10 protein-coding genes are annotated in these 13,276 nt (G+C 73.1%); 8 read left to right on the forward strand and 2 right to left on the reverse strand.

Features of this window, described 5'->3' with window-relative positions; translation table 11 throughout:
- Positions 1–31: 31 nt before the first annotated feature.
- Positions 32–721 (reverse strand): maleylpyruvate isomerase family mycothiol-dependent enzyme, encoded by a 690-nt coding sequence (locus HHL19_RS05195; RefSeq protein ID WP_169085889.1) that lies wholly within the window; start codon positions 719–721, stop codon positions 32–34.
- Positions 722–895: 174 nt separating this feature from the next.
- On the opposite strand from HHL19_RS05195, the gene uvrA reads away from it, so the two are divergent.
- On the forward strand, positions 896–3,889 hold the full coding sequence (gene uvrA / locus HHL19_RS05200) for an excinuclease ABC subunit UvrA (RefSeq protein WP_169085891.1): 2,994 nt from the start codon (positions 896–898) through the stop codon (positions 3,887–3,889).
- A gap of 1,006 nt (positions 3,890–4,895) precedes the next feature.
- The gene (locus tag HHL19_RS05205; protein WP_169085893.1) at positions 4,896–5,333 is read left to right on the forward strand and encodes a Rieske (2Fe-2S) protein; all 438 of its coding nucleotides are present in this window, start codon (positions 4,896–4,898) and stop codon (positions 5,331–5,333) included.
- Positions 5,334–5,348: 15 nt separating this feature from the next.
- Here HHL19_RS05205 and HHL19_RS05210 read toward each other — a convergent pair whose 3' ends face one another.
- Entirely contained in the window at positions 5,349–6,278 is a 930-nt protein-coding gene (locus HHL19_RS05210; protein ID WP_169085895.1) for a hypothetical protein, read from the reverse strand.
- Between the two features lie 327 nt (positions 6,279–6,605).
- Between HHL19_RS05210 and HHL19_RS05215 the strand changes: the two genes are divergently transcribed.
- The 6 genes from HHL19_RS05215 (at position 6,606) to whiA (ending at position 13,152) form a co-directional block, all read left to right on the forward strand.
- Complete coding sequence (locus HHL19_RS05215; protein WP_169085897.1) at positions 6,606–7,232, forward strand: papain-like cysteine protease family protein; 627 nt, start codon at positions 6,606–6,608, stop codon at positions 7,230–7,232.
- A 2-nt stretch (positions 7,233–7,234) separates the two neighbouring features.
- Positions 7,235–8,089, forward strand: coding sequence for a hypothetical protein (locus HHL19_RS05220; protein ID WP_169085899.1), 855 nt, complete (start codon positions 7,235–7,237; stop codon positions 8,087–8,089).
- 95 nt (positions 8,090–8,184) lie between these two features.
- A complete protein-coding gene (uvrC, locus tag HHL19_RS05225) occupies positions 8,185–10,167 on the forward strand; it encodes an excinuclease ABC subunit UvrC (RefSeq protein ID WP_169085901.1) in 1,983 nt (660 codons plus the stop codon).
- Positions 10,164–11,135 carry an RNase adapter RapZ gene (rapZ, locus tag HHL19_RS05230; RefSeq protein ID WP_169085903.1) on the forward strand — a complete coding sequence of 324 codons (972 nt, stop codon included), beginning with the start codon at positions 10,164–10,166 and terminating at the stop codon, positions 11,133–11,135. Before uvrC ends, rapZ begins: the two co-directional genes overlap by 4 nt.
- A complete protein-coding gene (gene yvcK, locus HHL19_RS05235; protein ID WP_169085905.1) occupies positions 11,132–12,172 on the forward strand; it encodes a uridine diphosphate-N-acetylglucosamine-binding protein YvcK in 1,041 nt (346 codons plus the stop codon). Before rapZ ends, yvcK begins: the two co-directional genes overlap by 4 nt.
- Complete coding sequence (whiA, locus tag HHL19_RS05240; protein ID WP_031002759.1) at positions 12,163–13,152, forward strand: DNA-binding protein WhiA; 990 nt, start codon at positions 12,163–12,165, stop codon at positions 13,150–13,152. The genes yvcK and whiA overlap by 10 nt, the downstream gene beginning before the upstream one ends.
- The last annotated feature ends 124 nt before the right edge of the window (positions 13,153–13,276 follow it).

Genomic DNA, 13,276 nt, shown 5'->3' on the forward strand with positions numbered 1-13,276 from the left:
GCCACCGACAGCGGTCCCGGTGAGCCCGCGGCTACAGCGGCGGGAGCGTGGGGAGCGGGCCGCCCTCGGTCTTCAGGGCCGAGCCGTCGCGGCGGCCGGCCAGCCAGCCGAGCAGGTCGGGCGCGGGGCCGGTGACGGTGACGCCGCCCTCGCCGGAGGCCGCGCCGGTCGTCCAGGCGCGGCCGTCGTCCGCCCGCAGGACGGTCGGCGGCACGTTCCCCATCGTGGCGAACCGCTCGGCGAGGAACTCGATCTCCCGCCCGACGAACTCCTCGGGAAGGTCCTCCAGCTCGTAGCCGCAGTCGAGGTCCACGTGGTGCAGGTCCACCTCGACCCAGCGGCGGAAGGGGAGCCGGGAGGCGCTGTCGGTGATGCCGTTGCGCAGCTCGACGACACGGCTCCAGTCGGCCGGGGCGGAGGCCACGGCCCGGAGGCGCTCGGCCGTCGCGCGGACGTCGGCGAGCTGGGCGTCGAGGGGGCGGGCGGCGTCGCGCTCGATGTCCGCGTCGCGCGCCTCGGCGCTCGCGTACATGGGGCGGCCTTCGAGGACGTTCACCAGAGCTTCGGCGTTGCGTGCCAGGTGGGCGAGGACGTGGCCGCGCGTCCAGCCGGGAAGCCGTGACGGCAGGGCGACGGCGGCGTTGTCCCAGGAGGCGGCGTCGGTCAGCAGCCGCTCGGTCGCTTCGTACAGGGAGGCGAGGTCGCGCTCGTGATCGATCATGGCGCCGACCCTAGCGCCGACCACTCGTTCGGGTGAAGCAGACGAGGGATCGCCGGAAATCGAATGTACGTGCTATAGGCTCGGTGGTGGCAGCCGCCGACCACGGAAGCATCCGGCATCCTTGGTTGTTGGGTGTTCTGTCAATCCGCTCTCTCAAGAAAGGTGCGGACCGGCGTGGCCGACCGTCTCATCGTCCGTGGCGCGCGCGAGCACAACCTCAAGAACGTCTCGCTCGACCTCCCCCGTGACTCCCTCATCGTCTTCACCGGGCTCTCGGGGTCGGGCAAGTCCTCCCTCGCGTTCGACACGATCTTCGCCGAGGGGCAGCGCCGGTACGTCGAGTCGCTCTCCTCGTACGCACGGCAGTTCCTCGGCCAGATGGACAAGCCGGACGTGGACTTCATCGAGGGTCTCTCGCCCGCCGTCTCCATCGACCAGAAGTCGACCTCGCGCAACCCGCGCTCGACGGTCGGCACCATCACCGAGGTCTACGACTACCTCCGCCTGCTCTTCGCCCGCATCGGCAAGCCGCACTGTCCCGAGTGCCGTCGGCCGATCTCCCGCCAGTCGCCGCAGGCGATCGTCGACAAGGTCCTGGAGCTGCCCGAGGGCAGCCGCTTCCAGGTGCTCTCCCCGCTGGTGCGCGAGCGCAAGGGCGAGTTCGTCGACCTCTTCGCCGACCTCCAGACCAAGGGCTACAGCCGCGCCCGGGTCGACGGGCAGACGATCCAGCTCAGCGAGCCGCCGACGCTGAAGAAGCAGGAGAAGCACACCATCGAGGTGGTCGTCGACCGCCTCACCGTGAAGGACTCCGCCAAGCGCCGGCTCACCGACTCCGTCGAGACCGCCCTCGGGCTCTCCGGCGGCATGGTCGTGCTCGACTTCGTCGACCTCGCCGAGGACGACCCCGAGCGCGAGAAGATGTACTCGGAGCACCTCTACTGCCCGTACGACGACCTCTCCTTCGAGGAGCTGGAGCCCCGCTCCTTCTCCTTCAACTCGCCCTTCGGCGCCTGCCCCGACTGCACCGGCATCGGCACCCGCATGGAGGTCGACCCCGAGCTGGTCGTCCCCGACGAGGAGAAGTCCCTCGACGAGGGCGCCATCCACCCGTGGTCCCACGGCCACACCAAGGAGTACTTCGGCCGGATGATCGACGGGCTCTCCCAGGCCCTCGGCTTCCGCACCGACATCCCGTACGCGGGCCTCCCGCAGCGGGCCAAGAAGGCCCTCATGCACGGCCACAAGACCCAGATCGAGGTGCGCTACCGGAACAGGTACGGGCGCGAGCGCGCCTGGACCAGCCCCGCCTTCGAAGGCGCCGTCTCCTTCGTGAAGCGGCGGCACGGCGAGGCCGAGAGCGACTCCAGCCGGGAGCGCTTCGAGGGGTACATGCGCGAGGTGCCCTGCCCCACCTGCCACGGCACCCGGCTCAAGCCGATCGTGCTCGCGGTCACCGTGATGGAGAAGTCCATCGCCGAGGTCTCCGCCATGTCGATCAGCGACTGCGCCGAGTTCCTGGGCCGCCTCACGCTCAACGCCCGTGACAAGAAGATCGCCGAGCGGGTCCTCAAGGAGGTCAACGAGCGGCTGCGCTTCCTCGTCGACGTCGGCCTCGACTACCTCTCGCTCAACCGCGCGGCCGGCACGCTCTCCGGCGGCGAGGCGCAGCGCATCCGGCTCGCCACGCAGATCGGCTCCGGCCTGGTCGGCGTGCTGTACGTGCTCGACGAGCCGTCCATCGGCCTCCACCAGCGCGACAACCACCGGCTGATCGAGACCCTGGTCCGCCTCCGCGACATGGGCAACACGCTCATCGTCGTCGAGCACGACGAGGACACGATCAAGGTCGCCGACTGGGTCGTCGACATCGGCCCCGGTGCCGGCGAGCACGGCGGCAAGGTCGTCCACTCCGGCACCTTGAAGGAGCTCCTCGCCAACGAGGAGTCGATGACCGGGCAGTACCTCTCCGGCCGCCGGGCGATCACCACCCCGGACATCCGCCGCCCCCTCGACCCCGGACGGCTGCTCACCGTCCACGGCGCCCGCGAGAACAACCTGCGGGACATCGACGTCTCCTTCCCGCTGGGCGTCCTCACCGCCGTCACCGGCGTCTCCGGCTCCGGCAAGTCGACGCTGGTCAACGACATCCTCTACACCCACCTGGCGCGCGAGCTGAACGGCGCGAAGACGGTGCCGGGGCGGCACACGCGCGTGGAGGGCGACGACCTCGTCGACAAGGTCGTGCACGTCGACCAGTCGCCGATCGGGCGCACCCCGCGCTCGAACCCGGCGACGTACACCGGCGTCTTCGACCACGTCCGCCGGCTCTTCGCGGAGACGATGGAGGCGAAGGTGCGGGGCTACCTGCCCGGCCGCTTCTCCTTCAACGTCAAGGGCGGGCGCTGCGAGAACTGCTCCGGCGACGGCACGATCAAGATCGAGATGAACTTCCTCCCGGACGTGTACGTGCCGTGCGAGGTCTGCCACGGGGCCCGGTACAACCGGGAGACCCTGGAGGTCCACTACAAGGGCAAGTCCATCGCCGAGGTCCTCGACATGCCGATCGAGGAGGCCCTGGACTTCTTCGAGGCCGTCCCCACGATCGCCCGCCACCTGCGGACGCTCAACGAGGTCGGGCTCGGGTACGTCCGGCTCGGGCAGTCGGCGCCGACGCTCTCCGGCGGTGAGGCGCAGCGCGTCAAGCTCGCGTCCGAGCTGCAGAAGCGGTCGACGGGACGGACGGTGTACGTCCTGGACGAGCCGACCACCGGTCTGCACTTCGAGGACATCTCGAAGCTCATCAAGGTCCTGTCGGGCCTGGTCGACAAGGGGAACTCGGTGATCGTCATCGAGCACAACCTCGACGTCATCAAGACCGCCGACTGGATCATCGACATGGGCCCCGAGGGCGGCAGCGGCGGCGGCATGGTCGTCGCCGAGGGCACCCCCGAGGAGGTCGCCTCGGAGCCGGCCAGCCACACCGGCAAGTTCCTCCGCGAGATCCTCGGCGCGGACCGCGTCAGCGACGCGGGGGTGCCGGCGGCACGCGGAACGGCCGTGAAGAAGAAGACGGCGGCGAAGAAGGCCCCGGCCGCGAAGAAGACGGCCACGGCGAAGAAGGCCGCGCCCGCCAAGAAGACGGCAACCCGCACCCGCAAGGCGTGACGCCGCCACCGGGCGGTCCGGGGCCCTGGGGTCCCGGACCGCCCGGGAGCCCCGGGACGGTCGGGCGCGGCCTATCGGCCCGGCGCGCCGGCCGTCCGGGCGCGCGGGCCGTCCGGGCCGTGGGCCCTGAGCGGCCAGGCGTCCGCGCCTGTCAGGGCCTGTCCGGCGGATCAGGGGCGGGATCGCGGCGTCTGGTGCGGTACCTCGCCGCGTTGCCGAAACACCCTGATAGCTCGGCTATCGAGGCGCTCCGGCGCTTTGCGATCCACCGCACGGGACGCGGCGGCCTGCCCGCCCCTGATCCGCTGGACAGGCCGCCCTGGGCCGCCGAGCGCCTGCCGCTCGGGACTGCGGGGCCGCGGGCCATCGGGCATGAGGCCGGTACCGTCCTCGGTCCGGTCGCCCGTGGGTCAGGGCAGGGCGCGCGTTCCGGCCCGCCGTGGGTCGGAGCAGGGCGCCCGGAGCGTGCCCGACCCGGCCCCCCGGGCCCGGGGAGGCCCGCGCCGTCTCCGGCCCGGTCTTCTGTGGCCCGCAGGGGTGGCGCCGTCTCCGGCCCGGTCTTCTGTGGCCTGCAGGGGTGGCGCCGTCTCCGGTCCGGCCTCCCGTGGCCTGCAGGGGTGGTGCCGTCTCCGGTCCGGTCTTCTGTGGCCTGCAGGGGTGGTGCCGGGTCTCCGGTCCGGCCTCCCGTGGCCCGCAGGGGTGGCGCCGTCTCCGGTCCGGCCTCCCGTGGCCCGCAGGGGTGGTGGCGTCTCCGGTCCGGTCTCCAGCGGCCGCAGGGGTGGCGCCGTCTCCGCTCCGGTCTCCGGCGGCCTGCAGGGGTGGTGCCGTCTCTGGTCCGGTCTCCCGTGGGGCTCGGCAGGTTGCCCGGGGCGGTCCGGTGTCTTGGGGGCGTCGGTGGTGGGGGGCGGGCTCGGGTTTCGGGGGTGTGGGCCCGGGCGGAAGGGGGGCGAACGGCGCGGGTATCGTCGGGGCTGACCACCGTCCCCCGTACCTGTGGAGCGCGATCATGTCCGGCCAGTCCAGCCGCCGTACCGTTTTGAAGGGCGCCGCTCTCGCCGGTGCCGCCGGGCTGGGTGTCGCCGCCTGCTCCACCGAGTCGAAGCTGGGGCACGCCGGGGTGCCGACGCCGACCGCGCCGGTCGAGCTCGGGTCGCCGGACGAGGTCCCGGTCGGGGGCGCCACGCTCTTCCGGGAGCAGAAGGTCCTGGTGAGCTGCCCCGCCAAGGGCCAGTACAAGGCCTTCAGCGCCCAGTGCACCCACGCCGGCTGCGTCCTCGACAAGATCGAGGACAACGAGGGCAACTGCCCCTGCCACGGCAGCCGCTTCGACGTCACCACCGGCAAGGCGCTCAAGGGGCCCGCCACCGTCCCGCTGCCCGCCGTCGAGGTCCGCGTCGAGGGCGGCAGGCTCATCGCCGGGCCGAAGGCCGCGCCCTCCGCCTGAGCCGGTCCGAAGGGCTCAGGACCAGTCCCAGTCGATTCCCAGGATTCCGGGGCGTACGCCCTGTTCCACCAGGTGCACCGTGCGGTGCCGGCCGCCGAGTGTCAGCTCCGTGCGGCCACCGCGCGGGGCGCCCGCCGAGGCCTGGGCGAAGCGCCGGCAGCGTACCGGCAGGGCCGCCTCGTCGAAGGCGACCTGGAGCACGTACTGCCCGCCCGCGAAGCTGAAGCCGCGCACGTACTCGCCGCTCGGACCGGCCGTCCCGTCCTGGAAGCCGTACGTGAACAGGTGCGTGTCGCCGGCCCGCAGCCGCGCGTCGAAGAGCAGCTCGGCGACGACCACGCCCGTCTCCGCGTGCCACCGCACCCGCCCCGTACGGCAGTTCTCCACCGACCGCACCCGCACCCGCGCCGGATCGCAGCCCGGGTCGCCGTGGTGGATGGCGAGGTACCGGTCGACGCCGTCCCGGTGCGCCCGCACCACGTGCTGCGACTCGCGGCCCACCAGCTCCCGGCCGGGACCGATCCGAACCCGCTCGTGGTGGCCGACCGTGTGCAGCCCGCCGTCCGCAGGTGACTCCAGCTCCGCGAACAGCTCCTCCACCGAGCCCGAGGCCTCCACGAGCGAGCGGTACGAGCGGGCCGCCGGCCGCTCCACGCCCTCCCGGGCCGCCGCATCGCCCTCCAGCAGCCGCAGCAGCGAGTTCCCCGGCAGCTGGAGCACCTCCTCCAGGGCCCTGACCGCCTTCAGGGACTCCGGCCGCTGCGGCCGGCGGGCGCCCTGCTGCCAGTAGCTCAGCGAGGTCACGCCGACCTTGACGCCCCGGTGCGCGAGATGGTGCTGGACCCGCTGGAGCGGCAGGCCGCGCACGGCAAGCGCGGTGCGCAGCGCCAGGTGGAAGGGGCCGGTGTGCAGCAGCTGCACCAGATCGGCCTCGGTGTGGCTCACACCGGCCTCCTCGGGCTTCTTCGGGCTCTTCGCGGTTCTTCGGGGCTCTTCGCGGTTTTTCGGGGCCGTTCCGGGCTCCACGGGCGTCTCGGTGAACGTTCACGCGCGCGCCACGGACCGCCGGGGCCCCGGCGGCGGGCGGGCAGGTGGGCGGCGGGCACGCGTTCACACGCGCGCCACACCGTTCACAGCCCGATGTCACCCCGCATTGAAGCGTGTTGACCCGCTCCCGACAACGGCCGATGCTCCAAGCGGTGTCCGGACGCCACCCCCACCCCCCCACGCACCCCCCACCCATCCCCACCCCCCGCACTGGGAGGAAACCCCATGCGCAGACGACTCCAGCGACTCCAGAACGGGAAGCGGAGCCTCGTGGCGTTCGCCGCCGCCGCGCTGCTCCTCGTCCCCACCGCGGCCTCGGCGTCCGCCGCGCCGGCCCCCGCACCCGTGTCCGCCGACACCACCGCCGTCCTCGGCGCCAAGCGCCTGAACATCACCATGCAGGCCCAGCAGAAGACCAACTGGTGCTGGGCCGCCGGCGGCAACACCATCGCGACCTGGTTCGGCCGCGGCTACAGCCAGAACCAGTTCTGCAACGCGGCCTTCCGGCGGCAGCAGGGCTACGACTGCCCCAACTGGCAGGCCACCCTCGGCAACGTCCAGACCGGCCTCTCCTGGGCGGGCGTCAACCCCGGCTCGTACGTCGACGGCTGGCTGCGCTACTCCACCGTCCAGACCGAGATCAACGCGAACCGACCGGTCGAGACCCGCATCCAGTGGGCGGGCGGCGGCGGCCACATGCACGTGCTGTACGGCTACGACGACGCGAACAGCTGGGTGTACTGGGGCGATCCGTGGCCTTCCAGCGATCGCTACAACTGGGCCTCCCACGCGTGGTACGTCAACAACGGGTCCTTCTCCTGGACCCACTCGCTCTACCGGATCGGGGCGTGACCATGACCACCACGACCGCACTCGTCACCGGAGCCGCCGCCGCGCTCCTCGCCCTCGGCGCCGCCGCCCCGGCCGCCGCCTCGGGCCCCGGCGCGCCGCTGCCGGTGGCGCCGACCGCCGAGCGGGCCGCCGCCGCGCCCGAGACCCTGGCCACCCTCGGCCGCTTCTTCGCCCGCGACGGGGCGCTCGCCCGCACCGACGCGGCGCCCCGGATATCCGGGGCGTCCGTCCCGGTGCGGATCCTCTCCGCGGACTTCGTCGCCGGGAAGCCGGGCGCGCCCGTGGCCCGGGAGGAGTTCCGGGCCAGCCTCGCCGTCGCCGCCGACGGGCAGAAGGCCTCGCTGTGGACGGTACGGAGCCCCGCCGGCTGGCAGGTGGTGAACATCGCCACCGGCGACGACGAGCTCCGGTACGCCCGCGAAGGGGCCCGGAGGCTCCCCGGCGGGCTCGTCTTCCGCGAGCCGCAGATCGACGCCTGGTACGTCCAGAAGGGGACGAAGGTGCTGCCGCTGGACGAGGACGCGGTCCGGGCCGTCGGCCGGAACGGCACCACCCTCGCCGCCTACCGCGACCGCGTCACGCGCGCGTACGCCGACAAGCTCCCCGGCTCCGCGTACGCCCGCAAGGGCGCGGCCGGCGGCTACGCACCCGAGGCCCCCGGCTCCGCCCCCGCGGCCGCGGCCGCAGGGCCCACCGCGCCCGCCGAGGGCACGGCGGCGGGCGGCCCCCGCCACCAGCCCGCCGCGGCCACCGCCGCCTCCACGGTCGCCGCCTTCGGCGCCGTGGCCGCCCTCGCCCTGATCGGCGCCACCGCGCTCCGCCGCCGAGCGGCGGGCCGCCGCACCCAGGAGTCCTGACCCCCGCTCCCGACCGCCCGGCCCGGGCCGCCCACGAGGCGGCCCGGGCCCGCGCGCGAGCCCGTTCTGTCACTGTGCGCCAGTAGGGTGGGCGCATGGCCGACCCCACCAGCTATCGACCCGCGCCGGGGCAGATTCCCGACGTCCCGGGTGTCTACAAGTTCCGGGACGAGCACCGGCGGGTGATCTACGTCGGGAAGGCGAAGTCGCTGAAGCAGCGGCTGGCCAACTACTTCCAGCCGCTCGCGAGCCTGCACCCGCGGACCGCGACCATGGTGACCACGGCCGCCTCCGTGGAGTGGACGGTCGTCTCCACCGAGGTCGAGGCGCTCCAGCTGGAGTACACCTGGATCAAGGAGTACGACCCCCGGTTCAACGTGAAGTACCGGGACGACAAGAGCTACCCCTACCTCGCCGTCACGCTGAACGAGGAGTTCCCGCGCGTCCAGGTCATGCGCGGACAGAAGAAGAAGGGCGTGCGCTACTTCGGGCCGTACGCGCACGCGTGGGCGATCCGCGAGACCGTCGACCTGATGCTGCGGGTCTTCCCGGTGCGCACCTGCTCGGCGGGGGTGTTCCGGAACGCCGCCTCCGCCGGCCGGCCCTGCCTCCTCGGCTACATCGACAAGTGCTCGGCGCCCTGCGTCGGCCGGGTCGGCCCCCAGGAGCACCGCGAACTGGCCGAGGAGTTCTGCGACTTCATGGCCGGCCGCACCGGCACGTACATCCGCCGCCTGGAGAAGCGGATGACGGCGGCGGCCGAGGAGATGGAGTACGAGAAGGCCGCCCGGCTCCGCGACGACATAGAGGCGCTGCGCCGGGCCATGGAGAAGAGCGCCGTCGTCCTCGCCGACGCCACCGACGCCGACCTCGTCGCCCTCGCCGAGGACGAGCTGGAGGCCGCCGTCCAGATCTTCCACGTCCGCGGCGGACGCGTCCGCGGCCAGCGCGGCTGGGTCACCGACAAGGTCGAGGCCGTCGACACCGCCGGGCTCGTCGAGCACGCCCTCCAGCAGCTGTACGGCGAGGAGAGCGGCGACGCCGTGCCCAAGGAGGTGCTGGTCCCGGCGCTGCCCGAGGACGCCGAGGCCGTCACCCAGTGGCTGAGCGGCCGCCGCGGGTCCAACGTCTCCCTGCGGATCCCGCAGCGCGGCGATAAGAAGGACCTGATGGCGACCGTCGCCCGCAACGCCCAGCAGGCGCTCGTCCTGCACAAGACCAAGCGGGCCAGCGACCTCACCACCCGTTCCCGGGCCCTGGAGGAGATCGCCGAGGCACTGGACCTGGAGTCGGCGCCGCTGCGCATCGAGTGCTTCGACATCTCGCACCTCCAGGGCGAGGACGTCGTCGCCTCCATGGTCGTCTTCGAGGACGGGCTGCCCCGCAAGAGCGAGTACCGCCGCTTCCAGATCAAGTCCTTCGAGGGCCAGGACGACGTCCGCTCCATGCACGAGGTGATCGGCCGCCGCTTCCGGCGCTACCTCGCCGAGAAGGAGAGGACGGGGGAGTGGGGCGAGGAGGGCGAGGTCGCCGTCGACGAGGCCGGGGACGACGGCCGGCCCAAGCGCTTCGCCTACCCGCCGCAGCTCGTCGTGGTCGACGGCGGGCAGCCGCAGGTCGCCGCCGCCCGCCGGGCCCTCGACGAGCTGGGCATCGACGACGTCGCCGTCTGCGGGCTCGCCAAGCGCCTGGAGGAGGTCTGGCTGCCCGGCGAGGACGACCCGGTGGTGCTGCCCCGCTCCAGCGAGGGCCTCTACCTCCTCCAGCGGGTCCGTGACACCGCTCACGATTTCGCCATCCGCTACCAGCGCTCCAAGCGGACCAAACGCCTCCGGAGCAGCCCCCTCGACGCCGTCCCCGGCCTCGGCGACACGCGCAAACAGGCCCTGATCAAGCATTTCGGCTCGGTGAAGCGGCTGAAGCAGGCGACAATCGAGCAGATCTGTGAGGTTCCCGGCTTCGGCCGGAAGACCGCGGAGGCGGTCGCCGTGGCCCTGGCCCGGGCGGCCCCCGCCGCACCCGCCGTGAACACGGCCACAGGAGAGATCATGGAAGACGACGGGGGCACCACGGCATGACCGAGCACGACGGGCACCACGAGCACGACGGGCACCACCGAGAAGACGGAGCAGGACACGTGAGTACGGGCACGAAGGAGACCGCGGGCGACAACGGCGCCGAGGCGGCCATCCCCGAGCTGGTGATCATCTCCGGCATGTCCGGAGCCGGCCGGTCCACCGCGGCGAAGTGTCTGGAGGACCTCGGCTGGTTCGTCGTCGACAACCTGCCGCCCGCGCTGATCCCCACCATGGTGGAGCTCGGCGCCCGCTCCCAGGGCAACGTCGCCCGGATCGCGGTCGTCGTCGACGTCCGCGGCCGGCAGTTCTTCGACGCCCTGCGGGAGTCCCTCGCCGACCTGGAGGCCAAGCAGGTCACCCGCAGGATCGTCTTCCTGGAGTCCTCCGACGAGGCACTGGTCCGCCGCTTCGAGTCGGTCCGCCGCCCCCACCCGCTCCAGGGTGACGGCCGCATCGTCGACGGCATCGCCGCCGAGCGCGACCTGCTGCGCGAGCTGCGCGGCGACGCCGACCTGGTCATCGACACCTCCAGCCTCAACGTCCACGAGCTGCGCGCCAAGATGGACGCCCAGTTCGCCGGCGAGGAGGAGCCCGAGCTGCGGGCCACCGTCATGTCCTTCGGCTTCAAGTACGGCCTGCCGGTCGACGCCGACCTCGTCGTCGACATGCGCTTCCTGCCCAACCCGCACTGGGTCCCCGAGCTGCGCCCGTACACCGGCCTCAACGAGGAGGTGGCGAACTACGTCTACAACCAGCCCGGCGCCAAGGAGTTCCTGGACCGCTACACCGAGCTGCTCCAGCTGATCGCCGCCGGCTACCGCCGCGAGGGGAAGCGGTACGTGACGATCGCCGTCGGCTGCACCGGCGGCAAGCACCGCTCGGTCGCCACCGCCGAGAAGCTCGCCGCCCGCATCGCCGCCGAGGGCGTGGAGACGGTGGTCGTCCACCGCGACATGGGGCGCGAGTGAAGCCTTACCGCCGGCGCCCCGCCTCCACCCTCTCGGTGAAGCGGGCGCTCCGCAGGCGTGGTGCCCAGCCGAAGGTCGTCGCCCTCGGCGGCGGCATGGGCCTCTCCGCCTCCCTCGCCGCGCTGCGGCGGATCACCGGCGACCTCACCGCGGTCGTCACCGTCGCCGACGACGGGGGCTCCAGCGGCCGGCTCCGGGAGGAGCTCGGCGTGCTGCCCCCGGGCGACCTGCGCAAGGCGCTCGCCGCGCTCTGCGGCGACGACGACTGGGGCCAGACCTGGGCCCGGGTCATCCAGCACCGCTTCCGGTCCAAGGGCGAGATGGGCGGCCACGCCGTCGGCAACCTGCTGATCGTCGCCCTCTGGGAGCAGCTGGGCGGCGACCCGGTGCAGGCCCTCGACCTGGTCGGCCGGCTGCTCGGCGCCCAGGGCCGGGTGCTGCCCATGTCCGCCGTGCCGCTGGAGCTCCAGGCCCTGGTCAGGGGCCACGACCCGGCGCGCCCGGAGGACGTGGACACCGTGCGCGGGCAGGCCACCGTGGCGCTCACCCCGGGCGAGGTGCAGTCCGTGCACCTGGTGCCGCACGACCCGCCGGCCGTGCCGGAGGCCGTCGCCGCGGTCCTCGACGCGGACTGGGTCGTCCTCGGCCCGGGGTCCTGGTTCTCCTCGGTGATCCCGCACCTCCTCGTGCCCGAACTGCTCGACGCGCTGGTCGAGACGAAGGCCCGCAAGGTGCTCTCGCTGAACCTCGCGCCCCAGCCCGGAGAAACAGAGGGCTTCTCCCCGCAGCGTCATTTGGAGGTTTTGGGACGACACGCCCCTAAACTCGCCCTGGACGTGGTGCTGGCCGACGAGGCCGCCGTGCCCGACGTGTCAGCCAGGGAACCCCTCGTCGACGCCGCCAAGCGGCTCGGCGCCGCGCTGGAGCTGGCGCCGGTGGCCCGCGCCGACGGCTCTCCGAAGCACGACCCGGAGCGCCTGGCCGCCGCGTACGACCGTATTTTTCGGATGCATGGAAGGATCGGCCCATGGCGATGACGGCAGCGGTGAAGGACGAGATCTCCCGGCTTCCCGTCACCCGGACCTGCTGCAGGAAGTCGGAGGTCTCGTCGATCCTCCGGTTCGCGGGCGGTCTGCACCTGGTCAGCGGCCGGATCGTGATCGAGGCGGAGCTCGACACGGCGATGGCGGCCCGGCGGCTGAAGCGGGACATCCTGGAGATCTTCGGGCACAGCTCGGAGCTGATCGTGATGGCCCCCGGCGGGCTGCGGCGCGGCTCCCGCTTCGTGGTGCGCGTGGTGGCCGGCGGTGACCAGCTGGCCCGCCAGACGGGTCTGGTCGACGGCCGGGGCCGCCCCATCCGGGGCCTGCCGCCGCAGGTGGTCTCCGGGGCCACCTGTGACGCCGAGGCGGCCTGGCGGGGTGCCTTCCTCGCGCACGGCTCGCTGACCGAGCCGGGCCGCTCCTCCTCCCTGGAGGTCACCTGCCCGGGTCCGGAGGCCGCGCTCGCCCTCGTCGGCGCCGCCCGCCGGCTCTCCATCGCCGCCAAGGCCCGCGAGGTCCGCGGCGTGGACCGGGTCGTGGTCCGCGACGGCGACGCGATCGGCGCCCTGCTCACCCGGCTGGGCGCGCACGAGTCGGTGCTGGCCTGGGAGGAGCGGCGGATGCGCCGCGAGGTCCGCGCCACCGCCAACCGCCTCGCCAACTTCGACGACGCCAACCTGCGCCGCTCGGCCCGGGCCGCCGTCGCCGCCGGAGCCCGGGTGCAGCGCGCCCTGGAGATCCTCGCGGACGAGGTGCCCGAGCACCTCGCGGCGGCCGGCCGGCTGCGCATGGAGCACAAGCAGGCCTCCCTGGAGGAGCTGGGCGCGCTCGCCGACCCGCCGCTCACCAAGGACGCGGTGGCCGGCCGGATCCGCCGGCTGCTCGCCATGGCCGACAAGCGGGCCCAGGACCTGGGCATCCCCGGCACCGAGTCGAACCTGACGGAGGAGCTCGACGAGAGCCTGGTCGGCTGAGCCCGGAGGCCCCCCGGACGGCAGTCCGGCTGCTCTGAACGGCCCCTCGTCCCCTGCCGGGACGGGGGGCCGTCCGCGTACCCCGTGGAAGCGTGAACTCCGCTGCGGAGAAACGTTTCTGAGA

Origin of the sequence: Streptomyces sp. R302, from assembly GCF_012927245.1 — a bacterium.
Taxonomy (GTDB): domain Bacteria; phylum Actinomycetota; class Actinomycetes; order Streptomycetales; family Streptomycetaceae; genus Streptomyces.